The organism is Collinsella aerofaciens, from assembly GCF_964243765.1.
In the GTDB taxonomy this organism is placed as follows: Bacteria; Actinomycetota; Coriobacteriia; order Coriobacteriales; family Coriobacteriaceae; genus Collinsella; species Collinsella aerofaciens_BU.
In genome coordinates, this window is the sequence record NZ_CAXTGI010000027.1 from 1 (window position 1) to 1,330 (window position 1,330).

The 1,330-nt window shown below is 44.6% G+C and carries 2 protein-coding genes; both read right to left on the reverse strand.

The annotated features are described in order from the left end of the window. Positions 1-465 precede the first annotated feature (465 nt). Positions 466-978 carry a reverse transcriptase domain-containing protein gene (locus ACESSC_RS09805; RefSeq protein WP_373162739.1) on the reverse strand — a complete coding sequence of 171 codons (513 nt, stop codon included), beginning with the start codon at positions 976-978 and terminating at the stop codon, positions 466-468. Then, a partial coding sequence (locus ACESSC_RS09810; RefSeq protein WP_373162741.1) for a reverse transcriptase domain-containing protein occupies positions 936-1,330 on the reverse strand: 395 nt, incomplete at its 5' end. The genes ACESSC_RS09805 and ACESSC_RS09810, both read right to left, overlap by 43 nt.

Here is a 1,330-nt window from a genome sequence, read left to right on the forward strand (position 1 = left end):
CATGCATGTCTCTCAGACAGTGCTATGGATACTACACTTTCCTTGAACAGACCACTATCTATGAATGCAGATAACAAAGGTTCAGTTCAGTTCAGTTCAGTCGCTCAGTCGTGTCCGACTCTTTGCGACCCCATGAATCGCAGCACACCAGGCCTCCCTGTCCATCACCAACTCCCAGAGTTCACTCAAACTCACGTCCATCGAGTCAGTGATGCCATCCAGCCATCTCATCCTCTGTCGTCCCCTTCTCCTCCTGCCCCCAATCCCTCCCAGCATCAGAGTCTTTTCCAATGAGTCAACTCTTCGCATGAGGTGGCCAAAGTATTGGAGTTTCAGCTTCAGCATCATTCCTTCCAAAGAAAACCCAGGGCTGATCTCCTTTAGGATGGACTGGTTGGATCTCCTTGCAGTCCAAGGGACTCTCAAGAGTCTTCTCCAACACCACAGTTCAAAAGCATCAATTCTTTAGTGCTCAGCTTTCTTCACAGTCCAACTCTCACATCCATACATGACCACTGGAAAAACCATAGCCTTGACTAGATGGACCTTTGTTGGCAAAGTAATGTCTCTGCTTTTGAATATGCTATCTAGGTTGGTCATAACTTTCCTTCCAAGGAGTAAGCGTCTTTTAATTTCATGGCTGCAGTCACCATCTGCAGTGATTTTGGAGCCCAAAAAAATAAAGTCTGACACTGTTTCCACTGTTTCCCCATCTATTTGCCATGAAGTGATGGGACCAGATGCCATGATCTTAGTTTTCTGAATGTTGAGCTTTAAGCCAACTTTTTCACTCTCCACTTTCACTTTCATCAAGAGGCTGTTTAGTTCCTCTTCACTTTCTGCCATAAGGGTGGTGTCATCTGCATATCTGAGGTTATTGATATTTCTCCCGGCAATCTTGATTCCAGCTTGTGCTTCTTCCAGCCCAGCGTTTCTCATGACGTACTCTGCATATAAGTTAAATAAGCAGGGTGACAATATACAGCCTTGATGTACTCCTTTCCCAATTTGAAACCAGTCTGTTGTTCCATATCCGTTCTAACTGTTGCTTCTTGACCTGCATACAGATTTCTCAGGAGGCAGGTCAGGTGGTCTGGTATTCCCATCTTTTTCAGAATTTTCCACAGTTTGTTGTGATCCACACAGTCAAAGGCTTTGGCGTAGTCAATAAAGCAGAAGTAGATGTTTTTCTGGAACTCTCTTGCTTTTTCTGTGATCCAACAGATGTTGGCAATTTGATCTCTGGTTCCTCTGCCTTTTCTAAATCCAGCTTGTACATCTGGAAGTTCTCGGTTCACATATTGCTGAAGCCTGGCTTGGAGAATTTTGA